Source organism: Paenibacillus sp. NPDC058898, from assembly GCF_049316025.1.
Taxonomy (GTDB): domain Bacteria; phylum Bacillota; class Bacilli; order Paenibacillales; family Paenibacillaceae; genus Paenibacillus_AQ.
In genome coordinates this window covers 189,592-213,579 of sequence record NZ_JBMOSM010000010.1, presented here as the reverse complement: position 1 = coordinate 213,579, position 23,988 = coordinate 189,592, and the positions used below count along the sequence as shown (strand labels likewise).

Annotated in this window: 22 protein-coding genes and 1 riboswitch; of the genes, 16 read left to right on the top strand and 6 right to left on the bottom strand. The window is 50.4% G+C overall.

Annotated elements, in window-relative coordinates; genetic code table 11:
• Positions 1-203 precede the first annotated feature (203 nt).
• A complete protein-coding gene (locus tag ACOZB4_RS24495; RefSeq protein ID WP_339292299.1) occupies positions 204-416 on the bottom strand; it encodes a PLDc N-terminal domain-containing protein in 213 nt (70 codons plus the stop codon).
• A 313-nt stretch (positions 417-729) separates the two neighbouring features.
• On the opposite strand from ACOZB4_RS24495, the gene ACOZB4_RS24490 reads away from it, so the two are divergent.
• From ACOZB4_RS24490 to ACOZB4_RS24480, 3 genes are all read left to right on the top strand, one after another.
• Positions 730-3,831 carry a DEAD/DEAH box helicase gene (locus ACOZB4_RS24490; protein WP_379416524.1) on the top strand — a complete coding sequence of 1,034 codons (3,102 nt, stop codon included), beginning with the start codon at positions 730-732 and terminating at the stop codon, positions 3,829-3,831.
• 69 nt (positions 3,832-3,900) lie between these two features.
• Positions 3,901-4,638, top strand: coding sequence for a hypothetical protein (locus tag ACOZB4_RS24485; protein ID WP_339292301.1), 738 nt, complete (start codon positions 3,901-3,903; stop codon positions 4,636-4,638).
• Positions 4,639-4,826: 188 nt separating this feature from the next.
• Complete coding sequence (locus tag ACOZB4_RS24480) at positions 4,827-5,705, top strand: M15 family metallopeptidase (protein WP_339270147.1); 879 nt, start codon at positions 4,827-4,829, stop codon at positions 5,703-5,705.
• Positions 5,706-5,980: 275 nt separating this feature from the next.
• Here ACOZB4_RS24480 and ACOZB4_RS24475 read toward each other — a convergent pair whose 3' ends face one another.
• On the bottom strand, positions 5,981-6,349 hold the full coding sequence (locus ACOZB4_RS24475) for a hypothetical protein (protein WP_076326011.1): 369 nt from the start codon (positions 6,347-6,349) through the stop codon (positions 5,981-5,983).
• A 380-nt stretch (positions 6,350-6,729) separates the two neighbouring features.
• Between ACOZB4_RS24475 and ACOZB4_RS24470 the strand changes: the two genes are divergently transcribed.
• From ACOZB4_RS24470 to ACOZB4_RS24445, 6 genes are all read left to right on the top strand, one after another.
• Positions 6,730-7,551, top strand: coding sequence for a zinc ribbon domain-containing protein (locus tag ACOZB4_RS24470; protein WP_379414403.1), 822 nt, complete (start codon positions 6,730-6,732; stop codon positions 7,549-7,551).
• Positions 7,552-7,649: 98 nt separating this feature from the next.
• Complete coding sequence (locus tag ACOZB4_RS24465; RefSeq protein ID WP_379414404.1) at positions 7,650-8,549, top strand: TrmB family transcriptional regulator; 900 nt, start codon at positions 7,650-7,652, stop codon at positions 8,547-8,549.
• A gap of 238 nt (positions 8,550-8,787) precedes the next feature.
• Positions 8,788-9,093, top strand: coding sequence for a hypothetical protein (locus tag ACOZB4_RS24460; RefSeq protein ID WP_179090732.1), 306 nt, complete (start codon positions 8,788-8,790; stop codon positions 9,091-9,093).
• Positions 9,094-9,210: 117 nt separating this feature from the next.
• Positions 9,211-10,305 carry a metallophosphoesterase gene (locus tag ACOZB4_RS24455; RefSeq protein WP_379414453.1) on the top strand — a complete coding sequence of 365 codons (1,095 nt, stop codon included), beginning with the start codon at positions 9,211-9,213 and terminating at the stop codon, positions 10,303-10,305.
• Positions 10,306-10,688: 383 nt separating this feature from the next.
• A riboswitch (purine riboswitch) is annotated at positions 10,689-10,789 on the top strand.
• 149 nt (positions 10,790-10,938) lie between these two features.
• Positions 10,939-11,508 carry a xanthine phosphoribosyltransferase gene (locus ACOZB4_RS24450; protein ID WP_009593434.1) on the top strand — a complete coding sequence of 190 codons (570 nt, stop codon included), beginning with the start codon at positions 10,939-10,941 and terminating at the stop codon, positions 11,506-11,508.
• 40 nt (positions 11,509-11,548) lie between these two features.
• Positions 11,549-12,910: a nucleobase:cation symporter-2 family protein gene (locus ACOZB4_RS24445; RefSeq protein WP_076326005.1), complete on the top strand. Its 1,362-nt coding sequence runs from the start codon at positions 11,549-11,551 to the stop codon at positions 12,908-12,910.
• A gap of 129 nt (positions 12,911-13,039) precedes the next feature.
• On the opposite strand, the gene ACOZB4_RS24440 is transcribed toward ACOZB4_RS24445, so the two are convergent.
• From ACOZB4_RS24440 to ACOZB4_RS24425, 4 genes are all read right to left on the bottom strand, one after another.
• Entirely contained in the window at positions 13,040-13,378 is a 339-nt protein-coding gene (locus ACOZB4_RS24440) for a DUF4870 domain-containing protein (RefSeq protein ID WP_076326004.1), read from the bottom strand.
• Between the two features lie 99 nt (positions 13,379-13,477).
• Positions 13,478-15,439 (bottom strand): electron transport protein, encoded by a 1,962-nt coding sequence (locus tag ACOZB4_RS24435; RefSeq protein ID WP_379414405.1) that lies wholly within the window; start codon positions 15,437-15,439, stop codon positions 13,478-13,480.
• 64 nt (positions 15,440-15,503) lie between these two features.
• Positions 15,504-15,782, bottom strand: coding sequence for a transposase (locus tag ACOZB4_RS24430; RefSeq protein ID WP_076326002.1), 279 nt, complete (start codon positions 15,780-15,782; stop codon positions 15,504-15,506).
• 160 nt (positions 15,783-15,942) lie between these two features.
• On the bottom strand, positions 15,943-16,989 hold the full coding sequence (locus ACOZB4_RS24425; protein WP_379414454.1) for a serine hydrolase domain-containing protein: 1,047 nt from the start codon (positions 16,987-16,989) through the stop codon (positions 15,943-15,945).
• A 387-nt stretch (positions 16,990-17,376) separates the two neighbouring features.
• Here ACOZB4_RS24425 and ACOZB4_RS24420 point away from each other — a divergent pair, with 387 nt between their 5' ends.
• The 7 genes from ACOZB4_RS24420 to ctaG all read left to right on the top strand — a co-directional run bounded on the left by ACOZB4_RS24420 (position 17,377) and on the right by ctaG (position 23,967).
• Positions 17,377-17,565 (top strand): hypothetical protein, encoded by a 189-nt coding sequence (locus ACOZB4_RS24420; RefSeq protein ID WP_006208082.1) that lies wholly within the window; start codon positions 17,377-17,379, stop codon positions 17,563-17,565.
• 271 nt (positions 17,566-17,836) lie between these two features.
• Positions 17,837-18,586 carry a type I methionyl aminopeptidase gene (map, locus tag ACOZB4_RS24415; RefSeq protein WP_339270164.1) on the top strand — a complete coding sequence of 250 codons (750 nt, stop codon included), beginning with the start codon at positions 17,837-17,839 and terminating at the stop codon, positions 18,584-18,586.
• A 443-nt stretch (positions 18,587-19,029) separates the two neighbouring features.
• The gene (coxB, locus tag ACOZB4_RS24410) at positions 19,030-20,079 is read left to right on the top strand and encodes a cytochrome c oxidase subunit II (RefSeq protein ID WP_339270166.1); all 1,050 of its coding nucleotides are present in this window, start codon (positions 19,030-19,032) and stop codon (positions 20,077-20,079) included.
• Between the two features lie 86 nt (positions 20,080-20,165).
• Positions 20,166-22,013, top strand: a complete 1,848-nt coding sequence (gene ctaD / locus ACOZB4_RS24405; RefSeq protein WP_379414455.1) for a cytochrome c oxidase subunit I — start codon at positions 20,166-20,168, stop codon at positions 22,011-22,013.
• The gene (locus ACOZB4_RS24400) at positions 22,010-22,630 is read left to right on the top strand and encodes a cytochrome (ubi)quinol oxidase subunit III (protein WP_009590523.1); all 621 of its coding nucleotides are present in this window, start codon (positions 22,010-22,012) and stop codon (positions 22,628-22,630) included. The genes ctaD and ACOZB4_RS24400 overlap by 4 nt, the downstream gene beginning before the upstream one ends.
• Positions 22,631-22,633: 3 nt before the next feature.
• Complete coding sequence (locus ACOZB4_RS24395) at positions 22,634-22,957, top strand: cytochrome C oxidase subunit IV family protein (RefSeq protein WP_379414406.1); 324 nt, start codon at positions 22,634-22,636, stop codon at positions 22,955-22,957.
• 101 nt (positions 22,958-23,058) lie between these two features.
• Positions 23,059-23,967, top strand: coding sequence for a cytochrome c oxidase assembly factor CtaG (gene ctaG / locus ACOZB4_RS24390; protein ID WP_379414407.1), 909 nt, complete (start codon positions 23,059-23,061; stop codon positions 23,965-23,967).
• Positions 23,968-23,988 lie beyond the last annotated feature (21 nt).

Sequence of the window (23,988 nt, the reverse complement as noted above, 5' to 3'; positions counted from 1 at the left end):
TAGGGGCTGTCTCAAAGATATATCGTCTTTTTGAAAACAGTCCCGATGTCATTCATGCATCATAAAAGGTCGAAGACAGACTCATTTAGAGCGCTGGTCTTCGACCTTTTTGTTTGTCACACACCTTAGCTTTGGGGCAACGTCTTTATAGTTGATAAGTATGCCCCGTCCCAAGGGGAAGAAGAAGCGGAGCATGGTTATTACTAATAATTATTTCGGATCAGTAAATAAATAATGAGACCGACAATAGGGAAGAACAACAAGCCCAGCACAACCAGAATCGCAAATTCGGGGCTGCGGCCTTTTCGCCTGGCGTCATTATAACCCCATACGCAGACGGCAATGTGAAGAAAGAACAAGAAGAATCCCAGTAATAATGTCACAATTCCTAAGATACCAAAGCCAACAAAACTCATAATAAAATACCCTCCCGAACTCTAAATGTATGATTTACATACGGTCGATCAGCAGAAGGGTCGCAAAAAAACAAAAAGATTTGGAATTTTCCTGCCGGGGGTAACCGGAGATTGCATAAGAATAGGGATATTTTATTAACCTATATAGGAGAATTCTGCAATACATAGATCACAACGAAATAGTAAATACATGGTATGATAAAGGTTGACGTTATTTTGGCGTGGGAACGATTTCGCCATCGTTTTGAAATGTTGAAGCTATCGTATAAGATAGTAATAATATCTATAAAGCAGGAAAAGACGGGAGACAACGATGAATCAACCGCTCTATGGCGTATGGCTAGGTGACGTATTCTTTTGTTTTTCCGGTGAGGTTTCGGAACCGAGAGTGGATGCTTGGAGCCGCGTGGTCCGTACCTTTCGCAAACCGGATGGAACCCGTCCCTTCGCTAACGCTTCCCTCCGGCTTGCCGAGCTCAGATATCCGGCCAAAGTCCTCGGATCGAAAAGCACACGGCGTCCGGAACGGAAGACACTTGGCGGACGGACGATGGAAGGGCTTGCTCTGACACCGGGAGACGCATTTCAATTGCTGATCTCGCTGGATTCTGAGTATTATCAGACTCAGGGACTAAACGTCGGTGAAGAAATGGAATATTGGGTACAAGTGAGCAGATTTGCATTGGAGCTGCTCCTGCAAGGGAAGATTGCACCGGGGACAGCCGAGGTGCCTTCCGTGGGCAGGCGCCGGACAACGATGCAAAATATAAAAGCGGTATGGAAGCCGCAGCTGTCTGCCGAGGATACAGCACGCTTTTTGCAGCTGGCAGCGAATATCCCGCCTATTGCGATTGGGACGCCCGCAGCTCTTGCCGGATTCGATCCTTCAACCCGTGAGGAAGCAGGGGCTATTGTGCTGTATTCTTTTCTGTGCGGTGTGATCGACAGCCAGGCCCGGGCAGCTGTCCGTGAATCGGAGGATAAGCTTCGGACCTATCTGGCGAATTACCGGCGGGGACAATCTCCCCTGGCCGAGCTGTGGTGGAACAGCCTGTTGACCGTCAGTCGGGATATTCCCATTCAAGGGACGGCTGAGGAAGTCAGCGAGCTGGAGGAAGCTGTTGAACGTGTTGGAGGGACAACGTTTCCTTATGCCAGCGGGGAGGATCAGCCTCCCGAGAATGGAACCGTTGGACTTGGGCTGCGGCTTGAGCCGCCTATGGACGAGACCCAGAAGGACTGGAAGGTGTCCTTCTGGGTACGAAGCCAGGAGGACGAAGGCTTATCAATGCCAGTCCGCAGCATTTGGGGAAATCCGGAATCCGATCAGCTGATCCGTGGACGGATGTATTCTAGGATTCAGCTGCAGCTGTTAATGAAGCTGGGAGAAGCGGTAGAACTGGCACCGGAGCTGGCCGCAGGCTTGTACGGGCGTGCTCCCGAGAGTGTGTCGCTATCGCTTGACCGCTTGTCCACGTTTATGAAGGAATCGGTTCCGAAATTAACGGCGAGCGGAGTCACGGTCCAAATGCCTTCGCGATGGAGCAGGGAAGGGCGCCGCCGCGTCGGCTTATCTCTCAAAATGATGCCGGATGCAAAATCATCCGGTGAAGCGCATCGACTGCCGGTGTTAGGCATGGAGCATCTGGTCAGCTTTCAGATCTCTGCAGCGATGGGAGGCCAATCCCTGACGCGCGAAGAGTTAAAGTTTCTGGCCGAACAGAATCTGCCCTATGTCCAGTTCCGCGGGGAATGGGTTGAGGTAGATCTGAAGGAGATTAACCAAGTGCTGCGGTTCATGAAGCGCCATGAGAAGGGCGAGATGGAGCTTGCGGAATGGATGCACCTTAGCGCTGATATGGATGGAGAACGCCTGTGGAAGGGTCTCTTTATCGAAGAAGTGGAGACAACGGGTTTGCTATCTTCTTTACTGGATGGAGAGACGTCCCGCAAGCTGCCATCCCGCCCGATTCCTTCCTCGCTTCACGGCGAACTGAGACCGTATCAGGAACGGGGATATCAGTGGCTAAGCGTGATGCGCGATTTGGGATTTGGTGTTTGCCTTGCCGACGATATGGGACTTGGAAAAACGGTACAGGTCATCACCTGTCTGCTGGAGCGTCTCAATACGGAATCCGCTGGCGGTCCGGTGCTGATTATTTGCCCGACCTCGCTTCTGGGTAACTGGCAGCGGGAAATTCAGCGATTTGCACCGGATCTGACCTTGCATGTGCACCATGGCGTTCGACGCCTGCGTGGCGAAGACTTTTTGCAGGAAGCGGCCAATCATGATATCGTGCTGACCACCTATCACTTGGCGGGAAGAGACGGCGGTGATTTATCCGCTATCCAGTGGTCGAGTGTGGTGCTCGACGAAGCACAATATATTAAGAATTACCGTACGAAGCAAGCGCAGAGCGTCATGAAATTATCCGCGCCTCACCGTATTGCCATGACCGGAACACCGGTGGAGAACCGTTTGGCGGAGCTGTGGTCGATCTTTCATTTTCTCAATCCGGGATATCTCGGCTCCTTTAACACCTTCCGTCAGCGCTATGCGCCAGGAGAGGGGCAGCAGGAGAGATTCCGTGAGCTTCATAAGCTGGTATCTCCATTCATGCTGCGCAGACTCAAGAGCGATCCGGATATCCGCAAGGATCTGCCGGAGAAGCTGGAATTGAAATCATATTGCCCGCTGACCGAGGTTCAAGGCGCGATGTACCAAGCGGTTGTCGATGAGATGATGGGGCAGATCGAGAGCCGGTCGGGCATAGCCCGCAAGGGACTCGTGCTTTCGTCCCTCACCAAGCTGAAGCAAATATGCGATCATCCGCAGCTGCTTCGACATGACGAAGGACGCGCGGTGCGTGCGGAGTCCTCGGGCAAAATGGAGCGTATGCTTGAAATTCTCGACAACATCGCAGATGTCGGAGAATCGGCGTTGATCTTTACCCAGTATGTGGGCATGGGTGAACTGCTGGTAAGCATGCTTGGACGTAAATACGGGAAGGAGCCGTATTTCCTTCACGGAGGGGTGCCCAAACGGGAGCGGGATGAGATGGTACGGGCATTCCAGGCAGGTGAGGGGCCCGAGTTCTTTGTTCTCTCGTTAAAAGCCGGGGGCGTAGGCCTGAATTTGACCCGCGCGAACCATGTGCTTCACTATGACCGGTGGTGGAACCCGGCGGTCGAGAATCAGGCGACGGACCGTGTATTCCGGATCGGGCAGCACCGTAACGTTCAGGTGCACAAGCTGATTTCTCAGGGAACGCTGGAGGAGCGGATTGACGAGCTGATCGAACAGAAGAAGGCGCTATCCGAGCAGGTTGTCGGGTCAGGCGAAACATGGCTGACAGAAATGTCGGACGGTGAGCTCCGCCAGCTGATTGAGCTGCAGGAGCAAGATTGGATGTAACCGGATTGCGTACGGCGCATGGAGCAGCTGATAAGACATACAAAAATGGATGCCAGGGAGGTGTGGGCTATGGAATCTGCGGAATCGGCCGAACGAATCAGGCTGGAGATCGAACCTGGATGGTTAAAGGGGAAAGTGGACGGAGCTGATGAATCATCGGGGACGTATGAGGTCAGCGTTCAGGTGAAGACGCTGAACCCCGCTGCCCGTGAGGCGGTGCTGGCTTATCTGGAGGAAGACCCGCAGGCGCTGTACCGCCTGCTTGCAGGGCAGGACGCCCTTTGGCTGGCCGAGCTTGCGCCATCGCCCCTGCAGGGCGAAGAGCCGGCCGCCGATGCCCGCTGCACCTGCGGCCAAAGGGCCTGCGGGCATGCCGCAGCCTTGCTGGCTGCCGCGGCCCTGCGGCTTGCGGCAGAGCCGCTCCAGCAGCTGACGCTGCTGGGGCTGCCGCGGGAAGCGCTGCTGGCAGGCGTCTTCGACGCCTGGGCCAAAGCAGCCCCGCCGCCAGCAGGCGGCTCTGCCGCAGAGCAAGCCACCCGGGCGAAGGAGAAGGGACCGTCCGGTCCTTCTCCGGGCGAATGGGTGGCCGAAGCGGCGGCCGAGGGCCGATTGCACCGGCCTGGCCCGCAGCTTAGCGAGCTGGCGGTGCAGCTATCACCGCCGCCTCCGGCAGATCAGCTAGGTCCAGTCGGCGACTGGACAAGCTTACTGCCTGGCGTTCGCGGCGCTTCCAAAGCGCTCAGCGTGATTGCCCGCGGAGCGGCCAAGCAAGCCGAGCAGAAGCGTCGCAATTTGAAGTCGCCGTAAGGTTGGAAATCCATCACAGAATTGTAATGGATTTGATAGAAGCGGCGCCATAAATCGAGGGAAACGGCCGGATTTTTGACCTAAACGGAGATTATCCGGCAGGATTCGACAGCCGCTCGTTTGTTCTGTTCATTCTGAATAAGGTACAATGGGGTCAGGACAAACCGTGGGAAAGGAAGAAGCAATAGATGAATGCATTTTCGGGAAAACGAACACGATTTACAAGCGTAATGCTGTCATCCTTGATGTTAGCAGGGGCCATTCTGGCAGGATGTCAATCGAATGATACCGGTTCCGGTAAGGAACAGGGTCAGGAATTGCAGTCGCCGGCCGAGGGCCAGGAAGGAAACACAATTCCTGAGGGTGGCGCGGGTAATGGAGAGGCAGGGGCTGAGAATCAGCCAGCGGATCCGGTTATGGCGAAGCGCAGCGAGAATGCACTTCAAGCCACGATCCAGGAGAGCGGCGGCAAGCAGGTCGTAACCAACGCGGAGGCTATGACGGTGGTTGTAAATAAGCAGCGCAGCTTGCCTGATGGTTATGAACCAAGTGATCTCGTGGAGCCGAATGTCCCATTTTCTTTTGATGAGCCGCATGAAAAACGGCATCTGAGAAAAGAAGCGGCTGACGCGCTCGAGGAATTGTTCGATGCGGCCAAAGCGGATGGCATCGAACTGCGCGCCGTATCGGGATACCGTTCCTATGCCCGTCAGAAAAGTATATATGAGAATAATGTTCGTACCAAAGGGGAAGTCGAGGCTAATCGTGTAAGCGCGGTGCCGGGTACGAGTGAGCATCAGACAGGCCTTACGATTGACGTGTCCAGTCCAAGCGCAGGTAATGCGCTGGAGGAAACGTTCGGTCATACGGCGGAAGGGCAGTGGCTGGCGCAACACGCGTCGGAATTCGGTTTCATCATTCGTTATCCGGAAGGAGCCGAGAATATTACCGGTTATGTATACGAGCCATGGCATATCCGTTATGTAGGCAAGGATCTGGCGCCGGATATTGCCGACAGCGGCATGACGCTGGAAGAATACCTCGATGAGGCGAACATTAAACTGTAAGCTGTGCTAATAGTCGTAGGATAAACGGGACTTTTTATCCTTGTACACCGGCTTGCGAATCTATAAAGTAGAACAGGACCTGCGCAAGGCCGGGCGATGTTCTTGTTATACGAATGAATCCCGGGGCCGCTTGGCTCCGGGATTCATTCGTATTTTAAGAGATAAGAAAGCATCAACTTCAGAGGCTTACCATCCTGATCTCGCAAGAAAAACCTCCGCTAAATGCGGTCTGTCATCTGAGAAAGTTCGTCGATATACGTACGGACTGATAGTCTTTACTTATTTAATGGCGAGTCCTCATAACCGGGATCATCGTAGCCGGTGTCGGTCAGCTTGCCGAGGATATTCATGTCCTCAATGGTTTTGCGCGTGCGTTCATCACCATGTTCATGGAGAAAGTGATAGAGGTTCATCGTTCGTTCATCATATTGCTCGGCAGCATCGTCATGATCCGCCGACTTGTAAGGGACGAAAGTACGTTTAAACGCATACCGATCGCTGCTGCTGACTTCATACAGCAGCCCCCTCAGCTTGGAGACCTCTTCATCATCCATATATACGACATATTCATTCGTATCGTTCGGTACATCCTGGATCAGATTGTGATTGACTGAAACATAATACGTCTTTTTATCGTTTCTCATATTAAATCCCTCCAGACTTCGGCAGCTAAGGGCTGCTCGGAATAGGACGAGGCTGAAAGCCGACAGTATAATGGCATGGTACTGTCCAGTTTTCTAATCATATACACGTTCGGGACACGGATGAATCAGCAGCGGGGGTGGAAGGTGCTTCCTTTTTCACATGGGGCAAGGAATTTGGTATGATAGAATCACCATGGTGGCAGTATACTGGACGATGAGGAGCATATCATCACAATGAGTAGTATGCGAAACGGTAAAAAAAACATGGGATAGCCGGTTTGTGGCTAGCTAAAAATCGTTAATAACCTTAATGAAGAGATATGACAATGCGCCGGCGGCTCGCTGGTGAATCGGGATATGAGAAAGAGGAGGATTCATAAATGAATATTTTACAAAAGCTCAAGGATGGAGCCAACCGCGCAACGGAAAAGGCTCAGCACGTGGTGGAAGTGAATAAGCTCAACAGCCAAATTTCCGAAATCGAACAGCAGAAGAACTCATATTACTTGCAGATGGGTAAAGTGTTCTATGAGGGCTACCGTCAGCAGGACATGGCGATCGCTGAAAAAGAAATGGTCGAGCTTGCGCAAACCTGCGATGGATTGCAGGAGCAAATCGAAGCAATTCGGAACCGCATTGCAGTCCTCAAGAATGAGCGGGTCTGTGAATGCGGGCGGGTGGTCGCGCTGGATGCAAATTTCTGTCCATACTGTGGGAATAAGCTTGATAATTTAATTCACCCTGAGAAGTCAACAGAGGAAGAACCAAGGGAGCCTGAGCGTAAGATCATGTTTGATAAACATGAATATGCAGCGGCTGAAGAACAACAGGAGCAGGACGAATTGCATACCTATGATTTCCGTTCGAATCCGGATCCATACGAGCCGGATAGGTATGAACCGGAGCCGGAGCGGCAGCACGAGGAAATGGAGCTGTCTGAACCGGAGGTTGATCCGGAACAGCTGCGTATCGAGCAGGAGGAGCAGGAGAAGGAGCGCCGTCACTGGGAAGAACTCGAGCGGGAGCGGGAGAGGCAGCTGGAACTGGACCGCCGCATTCGTTTCTGGCAGGAGAATAACCAAAGTCAGGACTATGTTGGTGATGATGAGGCGGCGCGCGATATGGTGAAGTGCCAGATTTGCAGTGTCGACCTACCAAAAGGCTCGAAATGGTGTCCGCGCTGCGGAGCTGAACAGATTTAAGATATAGGGATTCGGACGATCATGCCCTTAACGCGAGTGTTAATATGACAGTATGAATGATAGAGCAAGCGTTCGAGCATCTTGGGAGGACTAATATTATGGAACAATTGCTGCATCATTTGCGGAATTTGGGATTTACGGAGATTGAATCGAAAATTATGGTGGACCTTGCCGAGTATGGGCCGGCGGGTGGTTATGAGGTAGCTAAACGACTTGGAGCTTCGCGCTCTAATGTCTATGCAGCCATGCAGCGTTTGGAGCGGCAAGGGGCACTTGAGCGAATGGACGGGGAACCCGTCCGTTACCGTTCGTTGAAACCGGAGGAACTGACGCGAATGATATCCGGCCGTGTGGAGGCATCACTCGCTTTTGTTGAGAAGAGCTTGCCGCGAGGAAGCGGTACCGCTGCTCCCTTCCTTAGTATGGAAGGAGATCAGGCGGTGCTTGATGTGCTCGTCCGGGAATTGAAGCGAGCGAAACAAGAGATCGTGGTTGACGTCTGGCGTGAAGAGGCATCGCTTCTGCGTGAACCGCTGGCTGAAGCGGAGGCTAGGGGAGTCAAGGTGCTGTGGGCTTGTGACGGCCCGGACCAGGGACTCTCAAGAACGCTGGCATGGTCTGGCTGGAACGGCCTTGCGGAGCGCAGAGGAGGCGGCCGGAAATTCTCCTTTGTTGTGGACCGGCAGTGGTGCATATTAGGGATGCGCGGCGGGGAATATGATACAGGAGCGGTCATCACGGAGCATCCGGTACTAGCGGAACTCCTGCTGCATCATTTTACTCAGGAGATGGTATTGTTCCAGCTTGAACAGGACATGGGTGAGCAGCTGGAGGCGCGTTATGGAGAGCACTTTGGTCTGATCCAGAGCCTGTATCTTAATGCGGAAGCCGATGCCGAAGCTCAGGAAGACCAGGCTCCGGAACCGAAATCCAAACTAGCGGAGTATGAAGCTGATTCTAACTCAATGGACGGGGATAGCAGTCGAAATACGGCCTAGGGTTTCGGCTCAGCTCATGGGAAGCCTTTCTAGAAGTGACTTTTGTCACAGTTAGACATTATGGTTCATCGTACAATGTAATAAACATATAGATAAGGAACGCCGGGATTTATCTTGGCGTTTATTTGCTTAAGATCCAGCCACACGTGGGAATGAAGGGATGTAGCTGGTAGGAGAGCATGAATGAGACGGTTTTTAATCGCAATCATGACAACCAAGAGAAGGGGGATGAATGAGCATGGAATGCATCGTTCATTTTACAGTGGGACATAAGGAAGAACCTAAGAAGCTTCGGGGATTGATTTTTGTGGATAAAGGAGAGAATCCTACAGGTCAGCAGCTGCTCGATATGTTTCATGAAATGGAGTATAAGGTGGTACCTGACCCGCATGATGAACTTCTTTTTAAACCGGAGAATCCCACGGAAAGTTATACTTATATACGTGTGAACGAACTCGATATGGGTCAAGAAAAATATACGGAAGACCGCAATCTGAAATCGCTGCTAAACGAGCTGCTGCCTAAACAGCGCACGGGCTTGTAACAGCTTGCTGGAGACATCATACTTGCGAAGAAATGAATAACCCCATCTGCCTTTCGTAACGTCCGCTGGGATTCGCAAAATCCGCTTGTTATAATGGATGTACGGAAGGGGATGGAGATGTTTATTTTTGCAGGAATCGTTGCATTATTGATTTACGGCTTGCTGGTTTATTATATTGGTCGAAGCGTATGGAGCTGGATGAAACCGGGTCCATCCCTTGTGCTCAAATGGACATACATAGTCGTACTGACGGTGGTATCGACATCGTTTATTTCAGGACGGTTCTTTGGTAACCTCACCGTGCTGAGTGTGATAGGATCGTATTGGATGGCTATTTTCTATGTCCTGATCATCCTTCTCCCGTTGATGCATATCATGTTGTGGCTGCTGAGATTGACGGCATTGCGAAGAGATGGCCTGGAGAAGGCGGCGGGTTCTATCGTGTTGGTGCTCATGGTGATTGTGATCGGTTTCGGCTCATTTAATGCGTATAGTCCAACGGTTCGAGCTTATGATATTCACGTAGATAAGAACGCCGGCACACTTGAGCAGCTGAATATCGTTATGGCATCCGACATGCACTTCGGCGTCTTGTCAGGTAAAGCCCATGCTGCGCGCATGGTGAAGGAGATCAATGACTTAAAGCCGGATCTGGTATTGTTTCCAGGCGATATCATCGATGACGACCTGGATGCTTATTTACGCCAGGGGATCGATCAGATTCTGACCGGTATCCAGGCAACGTATGGTGTGTATGCCTCACTGGGCAATCATGACCGATTCGAAGGGGAAATTCCGGAACTGATCGCGGCACTTGAGCATAGCGGCATGACCGTGCTGTATGATGAGAAATTGACGGTGGAAGGCCTGACGCTGGTTGGCAGACGGGATAAACAGGATCAGGAGCGGGCCGAATTGTCCACGATTATGGATGGGACCGATCTATCCCAGCCGATCCTTCTGCTTGATCATCAGCCGAATGCGCTGGAGGAAGCACAGCAGCAGGGCGTAGACCTTATCGTTTCTGGGCATACGCACCGTGGGCAGGTATTCCCGGCACATCTGATTACGGAGGCCATGTTCGAGAATGATTGGGGATATCTGCAAAAAGGCCAGATGCATTCCATCGTGTCCTCGGGCTACGGCTTCTGGGGACCGCCGATTCGTCTGGGTTCCCGCTCCGAGATTGTTCAAATCCATGTTACATTTTAATAGATGATATTGAGGGTTGAGGGGTATACCGAGTGAACGCAGGTTTAACCGCTGGCGACATGGAAATGGAAGGGAATGGGAATGATATCTTATTCCCCTAGCAGCAAGCTCATGGTGGAACTTATACGCTCCGTATCCAGCTGGTTGATGTAAACGGCGATGTGCCGGTGCCCATCGGTGATCCTATGGAATCGATTATGGAGGTTTTTTGGCGGATTTAGTGCCTCTGCAGGCTGTCCCATGAAACTTATGGGCAGCTTTTTTTCCTTTAATTGACCGGCAGTTTATTATTTCCGTAAATTTTCACTTTATTTTTTCATAGGGAATGCGTTATACTTCATTCATTCGGAAATATACCATTTACACGTAAGCATTCTAAGGAATTTGGATATTATACATTTTCTCGTATAGGTGCAGGAATTGGCCTGCATGTCTCTACCCGATCACCGGAAATGATTGGACTACGGGTTATAGCAGCAGCAGCGGACAAGCCAGGTCAATTCCATTTGACCTCAGGTGGCTCACGGTGCGTTTTTGTTGCTTATGCCCACTTGTTTCTTTCCCGGCGATTCGGTGAAAGGAGGAAGTGGGCTTTTTTTGCTTGGAATGTAAACAAATTTAAGGGGGAGCATCATGCAATTACTGCAGAACAAAGTGAAAGAGGAAGGCATTGTATTAAGCGGACAGGTACTTAAGGTGGATTCATTCCTGAACCACCAGATGGACCCGGTATTGATGAAAGAGGTGGGGAAGGAATTTACGCGATTGTTTAAGGAAGCGAACGTGACTCGTGTATTGACCATTGAATCCTCCGGCATCGCGCCCGGCATTATGACCGCCCTTGAGATGGAAGTGCCTCTCATCTTTGCACGGAAGCAGAAGTCGCTGACTCTCCGTGAGGATATATTCGTGGAGAAGGTGTATTCCTTCACCAAGCAGGAGACGAACGAAATTACGGTCGCGAAGAAATTCATCAAACCCGGCGATAAAGTGCTGATCGTGGATGACTTCCTTGCTAACGGCGAGGCGGCATTCGGGCTTGCTCGAATCGTAGAGCAGGCGGGCGCCGAGGTGGTAGGCATCGGGATCGTCATTGAAAAGGCATTTCAACCAGGAGGACGCTTGTTAGCCGAAGCGGGCTACCGGGTAGAATCGCTCGTACGGATTGCATCACTTGAAGATGGGGTAGTGACATTCGCATAGACCGAAAGCTGACAATTTAATTGGGGGGAATCAAGGAGCCATGGAACAACAGAAACAAGCGGTGCAAGAACCGATTTTTGATAAAAATCGGAGTCCGGGCAAAACCTTTTCACTGGGTTTACAGCATGTATTGGCAATGTACGCAGGGGCTATCATCGTACCGCTTATCGTTGGCGGGCAGCTCGGCTTAACGACGGAGCAGCTGACGTATCTCATCGCCATCGACCTGCTTGCTTGCGGGGTTGCAACCTTGCTGCAGGTATTCGGCAACAAGTACTTCGGTATCGGTCTTCCGGTCATGCTCGGCTGCGCATTCCAGGCTGTAGGTCCGATGATCATTATCGGGCAGAAGCACGGGATGTCGGCAATTTATGGAGCGATTATCGCTTCCGGTTTATTTGTCATTCTGTTCTCCGGTTTATTCGGTAAGCTGATTAAGGTATTCCCGCCTGTCGTGACAGGCTCGGTTGTTACAATTATCGGGTTGACGCTGATTCCCGTAGCTTTGAATGACCTTGGCGGCGGTCAAGGCAGCGAGGATTTTGGCAGTGCGCTCAACATTTCCCTTGGCTTCGGCGTTCTTGCCTTCATCATCATCATGAATCGGTTTGCCAAAGGTTTCTTGCGTTCGATATCGGTACTTCTAGGTCTTATTCTAGGCACCTTGGTAGCGGCATTCTACGGTGGAGTGGATTTAACCCCGCTGCGCGAAGCCGGCTGGTTCCGTGCTCCGCAGCCTTTCTTTTTTGGTACGCCGGAGTTTAAGATCGTTCCGATCATGACAATGATTCTGGTAGCGATTGTCAGTGTTGCCGAATCGACAGGCGTATTTATGGCGCTTGGCAAAATCGTGGATCGTGACATTACCTCCAAGGATTTGTCCCGTGGTTACCGTGCGGAGGGTCTTGCGATTGTGGTAGGCGGTATTTTCAATTCGTTCCCTTATACCACATACTCTCAAAACGTGGGTCTGATTCAGATGAGCCGTGTGAAGACGCGTGACGTGATCGTTGTGGCAGGCGGCTTGCTGGTCTTGATCGGATTTGTTCCGAAGATTGCCGCCATGACACAGCTTGTACCAACATCCGTTCTGGGTGGAGCCATGGTAGCCCTGTTCGGCATGGTTGTATCTTCCGGTATTCGGATGTTAGGGGATCAAGTAGACCTTAACCGACACGAGAACCTGTTTATTATTGCATGTTCCGTCGGCATGGGCCTTGGTGTGACAACCGTACCGGGTCTGTTCGCGAGTCTGCCTGACAACCTGCGTATTCTTGCCGATAACGGCATTGTGGCGGGCAGCTTGACAGCGATTGTGCTAAACCTGATCTTCAATGGTTTGAGAAATACCAAGCCCACTTCCACAGAGCAAGGTGATTCAGCAGAAGGACACGCTGCATAACAAATGTCTTTCAAAGCAGCCGGATGAACTCCGGCTGCTTTTTTTGTCCGGTCCTGTTAGTTCGAACACAAACAAAACGGCTACCTTCATAGAGTGAAGGTAGCCGTTTTTACGTGAGGTACAAAATCTTTAGACTCGCTGCATTTGTTTCTCTGCAATATTGCCGATCCAGGGCAGCTTGAACCATTTTCCCTGAATGGCGTTGGCCATAAGCACCAGCCACATCAAGACGCCGACCAGCGCCAGGAGGGCGGAGGCCAGTAGGCCGATGATGGGCACCGCGCTCGACAGCAGGTGAGCGACGGCCAGGATGCCGAAGGCCAGCAAGGACTGCAGAGCATGGAATATGACGTAGCGGCTTCTTTTTTCTAATGATAGAAACAGAATTCCTCCGACCATCGGAAATAGATAGCACAGCGTAGCCGCCAGATTCTCGGGAAGTCCTGTGGACGATTTGAAAGGGGACATCTCATCAACTCCTTGTCTTAGACCGGTACTGGGGTAGGGCAAGCTTTATACCTTACCTTATGAGCCGATGGGACAAAGTATGATGGTTAAATCCCGAACTTATTTCATTTTTAATTGCAGCAGATACTTCACGAGAGCATCCTGCTGCTCTTGCGTGAAACCGCTGCTTTCGTCCACCCAATACTCATGCCCCTGACCAGTGACATGGGTGTCTCTCAGCCTTGAATCCTTGCGGTTCGCCTCGATGACCTGCAGTCTCAGCTTGCGGTCAATCAGGGCTTTTAGGCTGTTGTATGGGTCCGCGTGGATCCCTTTCATAAGCGTCTGCGAGACGCCGGTTTGTGTCAGCTCAGGCCCAACCGCTACGCCGCCGTCGTGCAAATACGGTGCGGACCAGCGAAGACCGATCAACCCTTTGACCTTATAACCGCCGCCCAACTGTTTATGGCCGAAGCCCAACTCGATCTGCTCGGGGGCGATATCATCCAGCGGGATTTTGGTTACCTTGGCATCCGGAGGGATCGGCACAGGCGTGTCGGGTGGATAGAACTCTGCTTCGCCAAAAACGTTCTGCGTACGATGGAAAGCCTTGGCCCTAGCAGGCTCGGTACCAATTTCGGTCGCGCGCATAACGCGATTATTCGTAAAGAAGTCGCCAGCATGGCAAGTGATGCATTGTGCTTTTTTGAAGACTTCCGCTCCGAGGTTGATCGTTTTGGCATCCGAGATTTCCTTGGGATCCGTTTCAGGCGGACGGATGGTATTCTGATAGGCGGACATGGCATTAACCTGCTCCCCAGCCTTGAATCCCGGAGAGCTGACGTACAGCCCGTTCGGTGCGATGGCTGAAACCTTCGGGAAATTCGGAATCTTAATAACCTCATTCACGCCGGGGGTTCCAGGATTGGGATCCAGCCGGTTAAAGAATTCGGTTGGCTTCAGCCCGCTGCTCGGATCATAGCGAAATTTGCGATGGGCTGCATTTTGCAGAATGGTGCCCACATAAATCTCTTTATCGATCCCCCATAACGGTTCGCTAACCTCAGTTTGACTCAGGGTGTCCGTATTCTGGGCGTGAACATTGTTGCTGAAGGTACTAAGTCCCTTGAAGGGACCCATAGTAGCGAAGCCGCTCCAACTGTAGGGATGATCGCCCTTCGTAAACATATCGGGAATTTGGGTCACGTCGCTCACCAGATCCACGGTTGTATCGAAAGTGCCGGGCATCCATTTGATCAGATTTTCGTCAACGGCTTTCTCTAGTAGGGTGGGATCGGGCAGCGCTTCGGTTTTTCCTTTAGAGTTTACAACCGTACGCTGCTCATTCTTAACATAATCCACCAGACTCGTAATGTCAGTATGGGTAAAATACGCCGCGCTATTTGGAGCCAGTGCCAGCATTAAACCGAGGTTTAGATCGGAATTGGGCGCACCTTCCACAACCATTCCCGTTTCCCGGTTTACGGTCGCATGGCAGGCCATGCAGCTAACGCCGATGTGGGCTTTGCCTTCGGCATATTTAACCGTAACGCCAATGGGGGAATAGGCGCCTTTGGCTACGTCAAAGCCGGTATCAATCTTATCTCCCTTACGGAAGGATTTGTCGCCGATTGTAACATCCTGATCGAGTTCAACGCGTAGATTGGTTGTTCCGCGTCCCTTTAACTCGGCGATAGCTTTTGCCACGTTTTTCAGCTTCATCGGACCATCGACGATCCCCAAGATATCCGTTAAAAACACCTCATTGCCAAAGGACTCCTCATACAGTGTACGGCGCCCTAAGGCAAGCAGCTCTTTCGTCACCTCAACGGCGCCATGGGCGGCTGTTAATCTGGGGTCCTGATCCTTCAAAGCGGTACCGGGAACCGTAAGCGTCTTGCCCCAGATATCATACTGACGAATGAAACCCGTTTGCTGGGCTTGGAGCTGCGTGGTATTCTCAAGCTTATGTGCCGGTGGTATATAGGCGTATTCCGGCTCCACGATAGAAGCTGCAAGCCATATGGCTCCTACGATGGCGATCGGGATCAGCCATAGCAGAAGACGCTTCGATTTTCGCATGTCATATCACCCTTTTATAAGCAGGTCTGATGAATCATCTCTTCACTGCCGATATGCAAGGGTTTTAATCTACTTCCACATCATGCCGCAGCGGAGATTCGGCATTCACCTGTTTATCAGGACCTTTTTCCTTCGGAACCAGTCGCTCATCTGTCATGCCTCGATGGTGGTTTTCAAAATCATACTCCGCCAGTCGCCACTCCGTGGAGCCCTTCTGGGGATCGAACGGAAATTCCTCGCCGCGTTTCAAATATTCCTCCCGTCCCCATTCATTCGTGTAGGTTCCGTCTACTTCAACCTCTTCTCGTGAAATAGGGTGGAGATCCTTGTCTTTACCGGACATGTCGCATGCTCCTCTCAGGCTTGATTTTAGAAATGATTCATATCGCATAAAGTAACCAGAAAGAGGAGGTACTATCCGCTGAAATTTGCATGAAAGGTCAGGTTATAGGCGTGACAACGAATCGAGTGCTTCTTGCACAGAGTCCGACGCTGGCGATCTGTCAGCTATTTGGCGAAGACGTTGCGGATATTGATTTTAGAGCATCGAGAATATAGCGCTCCAGCAGAAACCGCGGGTTCTTCCAGCGGCTGACCTTGCTGTCGGCCGTAAATACGGCGACTGTACCCAATTGGGGGAAAAGGTAGATTTGCTGTCCTCCATGGCCGTGTGCGAGTGCAAAGGGAGTCCCGTTCTGAACTCCGGTCCACCACTGGAATCCGTAATCGCCAAACGCGGGATAGCCCTCAACCTGCGGAGCGAGTGCTTGCTTAAGCCATGATTCCGGGATGAGTGTTGTACCTTGCCAACGTCCCCCATTGAGGCAGCAAAGACCGAATTTGGCCATGTCGCGTGAGGTAAGATAGAGGCCAATGTGACCCATACTGTGGCCCTCGGGGCTTGGGGACCAGGCGGTATGACGAATGCCGAGCGGCTCGAACACATGTTGTCTGGCATAGGCGTAAGCATCCATTCCTGTAGCCTCGCTAATGGCAACGGAGAGCAGATGGGAATCAATGCTCCGATATTGAAAGAGGCCCATTTCCTGTTCAATGACAGGGAGGGATAGCGCGAAGCTCGTCCATTTTCGGTTGCGGTGGAACCGGTGAATGAGCGGTTCCCCGAGCTTTTTACCGGTTTGCCACGCAAAGCCTGAGGTCATCGTCAGCAGATGATGAAGGGAAACCTTTTGCAATAGGGGATGGGCTCGTTCGGGAACATATCGCTGGAAGATGTCAATTACTGAGGAATTCAGGTCAGGTAATTCGCCGCGTGAGTGGGCGATGCCGCATAATACCGACGTGAAACTCTTGGTAGCGGACCTGAGATCATTCAGCGAGGTCATGCCATGACCGTTGTAATAGCGTTCGTAGATGAGTTTGCCGGCATGGAGCAGAAGAAAGCTGCGCATTTTCGGGTATTGTTTCTGAATAATCTGATCGACCTGATCGAGCACATCGCGCTGAAGGCCTGCGTCTTCAGGCTCCGCGACAGGAATAGGCGAGCTTATGTCAACAGAGGAGTGGAGAAAAGACTGGGTATTCGACATCATATTTAAAAGCCTCCTTGTATCTTACATATGTTATTCTGAGTATCAATTTGTGATATTCACTGATTTCTAGAGTTGGCGGGAGATTCGATTGAATGTATCTTAACCAATTCCGGGCACAAAGAATGACCTGATGAAAAAACATAGGACATAAAAACATTTTTTGGGAAAGATGAAACAAACAGAAGAATATGATATAATATATTAATGATTCAGTTGCATGCTGTTAGGGTATGTATAGTGTCAGGTGCATTGGTAAGTTGCTGAATATCAACCTAATCATCACCGTAAGAACTGCAATATGGCTTCAACTTAATGAGGTAGATCTTTTCGGCATTCTCTTTAAACGGAGTAATTTTATTCCACACGTTTTGGGAGGGATCCATCATGGCAACGAAAGGTCACAATGAGGTTAAGGAAAGTCTGCGGGAAATGACACGAATTTTCCGGCCTAAAGATCCGAAAAAATTTGTAAAGGAGTATGTCCGGAAGTACCATATTATGGGAGGCTATGAAGAAGAGCTTACTCTTGTTGTTGAGCATGAACTTGGCAAGCTGAATTCCTCCGTTTCGTAACCTGTAATAGCACCTGGTCTATAGAAATATCACCAACATGCATCGCATCTTCACCTTGTTAATGACTAATGACATGAACCATTTAGATTCTATGGTTAAACCGTTTTTGGGACCAATGTCCCGAAAGCGGTTTTTTTGCGTTTTCAGCCTCCGTTTTTAGTCAACAGGCTCATACTTCCTCGGAAAGTCCATTTTCTAGGGGTATTTTGCAATTGTCCCCACATATATTGTTAGCAATCGATCCGATTAGGATATAAGGGAGTGGACAGATGTGAGGATACAGCTGAGACGGAAGGAAGAGATCGGACATATCCGCGAGGCGGGACGTATATTGGCTGCGTGTCATCGTGAAATAGCGAAAGTTATTAAACCGGGGATCACAACGAGCGAGATCGATGCCAGGGTCGAGAAGTTTCTGGAGAAGAACGGAGCCTTTCCCGAGCAAAAGGGCTATAAAGGATTTCCATACGCCACTTGTGCATCAGTAAATGATGTGGTGTGTCACGGATTTCCCGACCAGAGGCAGCTGAAAGCGGGGGATGTCGTGACCATAGATATGGTGGTGAACAAGAACGGATGGCTGGCGGACTCCGGCTGGACCTATGCGGTAGATACGGTTTCCCCAGAAGTAAAGCAGCTGATGAAACATACGCATGAAGCGTTGTTTAAAGGGATCGAGGCGGTACGGCATGGGGCAACCTTGGGTGATGTGGGCTATGCGATCGAGCAGGTTGCCGAAAGGGAAGGCTACGGGATTGTAAAATCGCTAGTCGGTCATGGCATCGGCCGGGCCATTCACGAACCGCCCGATGTGCTGAACTATGGAATTCCGGGAAGGGGACTCAAACTCAAACAAGGAATGGTGATAACCATCGAGCCGGTGTTCACCCTGGGACCTTCGGGTGCCGTGTTCTGGGGGGATGACGGCTGGACCATATCCAGTGCGGATGGATCGGTAGGCGTACAGTATGAGCATACCATTGCGGTTACTCGTGAAGGTGCTGTTATTCTGACGGATTAAGATCACGAAAAATATACCATAATAATAGAAGGTATTCTTCGCATTCTTCGCGATGTTGCCTAGGCTTGCGGAGAACGCCTCCTTTATCATGGGGGCTCAGATGAACGGGGAGTGGCTGCAAACAGATTCAAAATGGCGGAAATGACTGTATATATAGCTATGAAGGCTGTCGCTGACGGGTTGCAGAGGATGTCGAATGATAGGTCGTCGAGTGGGAGATACCGCTTGAAAGCGATTGCAAAATCAGTAACGGCGCGACTTTGACGACTTTTCGAACAATTTGTGAACTCCCTGTGAATGATTGACAAAAGCAACCCATGAACTTATATTTAATAAGTGATTGCTTTAATTGACAGGATTACTTCATCCGTGATTGTGCAGGTAGATTACCGCTGTTTGCGCCGGATGGTAGTCTACGAAAATCGGAAAAGTGGGGTAGATCAATGATGAAACGGTGGCAGGCTGTAAAGCGTCTTCTTCCTTTGATGGCCATGTTTGCTTTGGTGTTATCCGGCTGCGGCCGAGAGGATTTGTCGGTCTTAAGACCACAAGGTCCGGTAGCACAAGGTCAACTGGATTTAATTAAGCTCTCCATTTCGATTATGACCGTCGTAATGGTTGTGGTATTTGGAATTGCCGCATACGTGCTTGTTAAATTCCGTAGAAAAAAGGGACAAGATGAAATTCCTGAGCAAGTAGAAGGTAACCATAAGCTGGAGATTATTTGGACGGCGATTCCGCTGCTCTTGGTTCTCGTGCTTGCAGTTCCTACTATTCAAAAGGTATTTGCTTACGGAGAGAACGACTGGAACAATCCAGAAGCAGTTAAGGTGGAAGTTACTTCTCATCAGTTCTGGTGGGAGTTCAATTATCCAGACTACGGCGTAAGAACCGCTCAAGAGCTGGTTATTCCTGTAGGCAAGAAAATTGCGTTCCAATTAAAAACGAATGATGTGCTTCACTCCTTCTGGGTACCATCGCTCGGCGGTAAGATGGATACAAACACAGAAGGCAGCGTTAACTACATGACTCTGGTTGCTGACAAAGCGGATACATACATTGGTAAATGCGCAGAGTTGTGCGGTCCTTCTCACGGCTTCATGGAATTCCGGGTGAAAGCGGTTGACGATGCGGCATTTGACAAATGGGTTGCGGCATTTAAAGAACCTGCAGTGCTTCCTGCGGATGCGGCACTCGCCGAGAAATTCAAGACCAACTGCCTTTCTTGCCACGCTGTGGGCGACCAAGGCGGAGCGATGGGTCCTAACCTGACCGGCATCGGATCACGTGAGACGATTGCGAGTATCTTGCTGAACGACATAAGCGGCAAACCAGGCACAAAGCCGACGAAAGACAACCTGGTGGAATGGCTGATGGAGCCTCAGGCTGTAAAACCTGGCAACACGATGCCTAATCCGAAGGATCTCGGCTTCAGTGATGAAGAAATCGTGCAGATCGCCGATTACTTGGCCAATTATAAGTTGGATAATTAATACAGCAGCAAGAACTTTAAAAGGGGGTACAAACCTTGGCTCACGCTCATGCTCAAAGCCATAGCGTCAAACGCTACACGGGGTTAATGGATTGGCTTACAACCGTTGACCACAAGAAAATCGGTATATTATACCTGATAGCGGGCGGCTTATTCTTCGGGATTGGCGGTATTGAAGCGATTCTGATTCGCTTGCAGCTGATCAAGCCGATGAACGATCTAGTATCAGCTCAGGTATTTAACGAATTGATTACCATGCACGGAACGACAATGATCTTCCTTGGCGTAATGCCAGTTATCTTTGCCGTGATGAATGCGGTCATTCCGCTTCAGATCGGTGCACGTGACGTCGCGTTTCCATTTTTGAACTCGCTCGGATTCTGGACATTTTTGTTCGGTGGAATTTTGCTTAACCTTAGCTGGATTATGGGCGGAGCCCCTGATGCGGGCTGGACATCCTATACGCCGCTATCCACAACGGACTATTCATCTACACATGGTGTAGACTTCTATACGATAGGTCTTCAGATTGCAGGTCTGGGTACGTTGATCGGTGGTATCAACTTCCTGGCTACCATCATAACGATGCGTGCACCTGGAATGTCATTCATGAGAATGCCAATGTTTACATGGACGGCTTTCATTACATCGGCCATGATCCTGTTCGCATTCCCTGCAGTTACGGTAGGTCTCGTATTGCTCAGCTTTGACCGTTTGCTTGGTGCCAATTTCTTTGATGTTGCGGCTGGCGGTAGCCCCGTGTTGTGGCAACATATTTTCTGGATCTTCGGTCACCCTGAAGTTTACATTCTGATTTTGCCGGCATTCGGTATTATCTCAGAAGTTATTCCGACATTCTCCCGTAAACGTTTGTTCGGATACAGCTCCATGGTATTTGCAACCATCCTGATCGCCTTCTTGGGCTTCATGGTTTGGGCTCACCATATGTTTACGACAGGTCTTGGACCTGTAGCGAATGCGCTCTTCTCCATCGCAACGATGCTGATCGCCGTTCCTACCGGTATCAAAATCTTTAACTGGCTGTTTACGATGTGGGGCGGTCAAATCCGCTTTACCAGTGCAAACCTGTTCGCGATCGGTTTCGTACCGACGTTCGTTATGGGTGGGGTTACCGGCGTCATGCTGGCATCTGCTCCTGCAGACTTCCAGTACCATGATACGTATTTCGTTGTAGCTCACTTCCACTACGTTATCGTTGGTGGTCTGGTATTCGGTTTGTTTGCCGGACTCCACTACTGGTGGCCAAAAATGTTCGGTCGCGTACTGAACGAAACGCTTGGCAAATGGACGTTCTGGTTGTTCGCAATCGGCTTCCATTTGACATTCTTCGTACAGCATTTCCTTGGACTGCTAGGTATGCAGCGGCGGATTGTCTCATACTTGCCGAACCAGAATTTTGACGAACTTAACTTTATAAGTACCATCGGCGCAATCTTGATGGGTATCGGCGTTTTGGCTTTCCTGGCAAACGTTGTTGCCACTTCGAGAAAACCGGTTGGTGCTCCGAACGATCCATGGGAAGATGGCCGTACGCTCGAGTGGAGTATTCCTTCTCCACCGCCAGAGTACAACTTCAAGCAAATTCCGCTTGTTCGCGGCATTGACGCTTATTGGAAAGAGAAGATGGCAGGCAATAAAGAGATGACACCATCCGAACCGGTTGGTCCGATTCACATGCCTTCGCCAAGTATTCTACCGTTTGTAATGTCACTGGGTCTGTTTATCGCGGGTCTTGGTTTCATGTTTAGCACGGAGGACTTCTCGAATTCGTTCATGAGCTTAATCTTCAATAAATATATTGTTCTGATTGTTGGTCTTCTGATTACGTTCGCGGCTATGATCGCTCGTTCCCTGTACGATGATCATGGATATCACATCGAAGTTGAAGAACTGGAAGGGGAGGGGAAAGCATGAGTCACGCTGAACATGTAAACGGCGAACTTCCTCACGAGCCGGAGAAGGCAACACTCGAAGGCCGTAATAAGGTTCTTGGTTTCTGGCTCTTCCTCGGTGGAGAGGCCGTGCTCTTCGGTACGTTGTTTGCAACGTTCCTGGCGCTTCGCGGCCAGAACAACGAAGGCCCAACCGCAGCCGAGCTGTTCTCTCTGCCAATTACGGCAGCAGCAACGCTGATATTGCTTGTCAGTTCCTTGACCAGTGTGTTCGCCATTCAGGCGCTTCACCGTCACAATATCGAGAAGCTGAAGTTGTGGCTGATCGTAACCGTTGTTCTGGGTCTTGGGTTCCTTGGCCTTGAGATTTATGAGTTCTATGAATATGTTGTGCATGAATCGTTTAACATGAAGACGAGTGCATTCTCGTCTGCATTCTATACGCTGGTTGGCTTCCACGGTGCCCATGTTGCTTTCGGGGTTGTGTGGATCAGCCTGTTGATCGCTCAACTGTACAGAAAAGGGTTAACCGTGGTTACAGCACCTAAGGTATATGTTTCTGCCATGTACTGGCACTTTATCGACGTTGTATGGGTGTTCATCTTCTCGGTCGTATACCTTCTTGGAAAGGTGGGCTAAGGAATGACTGCGAATCAACAATCTAATGAGGGGCCTACAGTTAAACACCGCCATCGTGTGGAAGGCCCTGAGAAACACATTGTTGTCTTTATTTTCTCCATTGTCCTGACTGCGATTGCTTTTGCGGCTGTCGCAGCCGGTGGCATCAACACGGCATTTACGATCATCATTTTGCTGGTTATGGCTGTGTTGCAGGTGTTCGTACAAATGGGTTACTGGATGCACTTGAAGGACAAAGGGCATCTAATGCCAATCCTGTTTATGATTGGCGGCTTCTTCGTAGCTAGTACCGCTATTGTCATGGCACTGTTCTGGGTTTGGTGGTAGAATGAAAAAGAGGTGGGCTACTTTCAGCCCCCTCTTTTTTTAAATCGTAGGTAGGTGTCACAATTTGGACAGAATTTAACCCGTTATGGGGAGGTTTTTGTATGCTAGGCTTAGAATATTTTAGTTTTGCAGATATATGGAGTCCCTTGTTCCTGGCATTTATGCTGCTCGTAACAGCAGGTTACTTCCTGTTGACCGGGCCGCTGAGCAATCGATTCGAAGGGAGTGCTCCGGTTTCCGCTGGAAGGAAAACACTGTTTGTAGGTGGTATGCTTTCGTTCTATCTTGCACAGGGTGGCCCCATTGATCTGCTGGGGCATACGATGTTCTCGTTCCATATGGTCAGTATGGCAATGTCCTATTTAATGGCGGTGCCACTCTTGATTCTGGGTATTCCTGTTTGGATGTGGCGTGCCTTCGATAAGGTTAATCCGTTTAAGAAGCTCGGTTTCCTTGCGCGTCCGATTGTGGCCGCGGTTCTGTTTAACGGTTTGTTTTCTTTTTACCATGTCCCAGTTATCCATGATTTTGTTATGTTGAATTTCTGGGTGCACCGTCTGTATTATCTGATCCTATTCATCGCTTCACTGCTGATGTGGTGGGCCATTATTAACCCGATCCCGGAGAAGGACAAGTCCTCAGGGCTTTTGAAAATGGGGTATATCTTTCTCAATATGGTCTTGCTGACACCGGCATGTGCGCTCATTATTTTCTCGAGCGAGCCGATGTACGCAACTTATAGCGATCCGGTGGTATGGGCAAAGGCGATGGGGTACTGCGTAGCTGGCGATACCTCGGCGTTGCTTAGTCAATTCGGCGGACCTGAGTTCTTCGGTTATCTGGAGCCTGCGATTGACCAGCGAGTGGGCGGGATCATCATGAAGTTTTTCCAAGAGATTATTTTTGCTTCGATGCTGGCCTATGTGTTCTTTCATTGGTACAAACGAGAAAATCAGGAAGACGATCCTTTGCCTGGCGAGATTCCTCCCGGCAAGCTCAATCAGGCGTAACAGGATTATTGAAGGGGGATC